1 protein-coding gene is annotated in these 926 nt (G+C 76.5%); it reads left to right on the top strand.

All coding sequences use genetic code 11. The features are described from left to right. A partial coding sequence (locus tag KBX39_RS32040) for an MFS transporter (protein ID WP_210874168.1) occupies window positions 1-908 on the top strand: 908 nt, incomplete at its 5' end. Window positions 909-926 lie beyond the last annotated feature (18 nt).

Consider the following 926-nt stretch of genomic DNA (forward strand, 5'->3'; position numbering starts at 1 on the left):
TGCTGCCGGCCGCGTTCCTCGCCGGGCTGCTCGCGCTGCCGATCTTCTCGATGATCCGCCAGTCGATCGCCGCGCTCGTGCCGGCCGAGAAGCGCCGCCCCGCGTACGCGCTGGACTCGATGGCGATGGAGCTGTCGTTCATGGTCGGCCCGGCGCTCGCCGTCGCCCTGGCCACCGCCGTCACGCCGCGCCTGACGCTGTGGGCGGTCGGCGCCGGGATCGTCGGCTCCGGCATCTGCTTCTGGCTGCTCAACCCGCCGGTGCGGGCCGCCGACGAGCAGACCGGGCCGCAGCGCCCGGTACACCGCCGCGAGTGGCTCACCCCGCGCCTGCTCGCCGTGCTGGCGGTCAGCCTCGCCGCCACCCTCGTGCTCGGCGGCACCGACGTCGCAGTGGTCGCCGTGCTCCGCTCCGGCGGCGAGGTCGGCTGGACCGGCGTCGTGCTCGCCGCCTGGGCGGTCGCCTCGCTGGTGGGTGGCTTCGCGTACGGCGCGGTACGCCGCTCGTTCTCCCCGCTGGCGCTGGTGGCGGTGCTGAGCCTCGCCACCATCCCGGTCGGGCTGGGCGGATCGCACTGGTGGCTGCTCTGTCTCGCGCTGATCCCGGCCGGTGCGCTCTGCGCGCCCACCCTCGCGTCCACCTCCGACGCGGTCAGCCGGCTGGCCCCGCCCTCCGTACGCGGTGTGGCGATGGGGCTGCACGGCTCCGCCGTGACGGTGGGCATCGCGCTCGGCGCGCCGCTGGCCGGCGCGGTGATCGACGCCTCCGCGCCCGCGTGGGGCTTCGCGGTCACCGGCGCGATCGGGGCGCTGGTGGCGCTGGTGGTGCTCCCGATTCAGCTGCGCCACCGCCGCACCCCGGCCCCCACCCCGACCCTGGATCCCGACCTGGCCCTAGCCCCCCGCTGACCCCTCGGCCGGAGTTCG

This window comes from Micromonospora sp. D75, assembly GCF_018070405.1.
In the GTDB taxonomy this organism is placed as follows: Bacteria; Actinomycetota; Actinomycetes; order Mycobacteriales; family Micromonosporaceae; genus Micromonospora; species Micromonospora chalcea.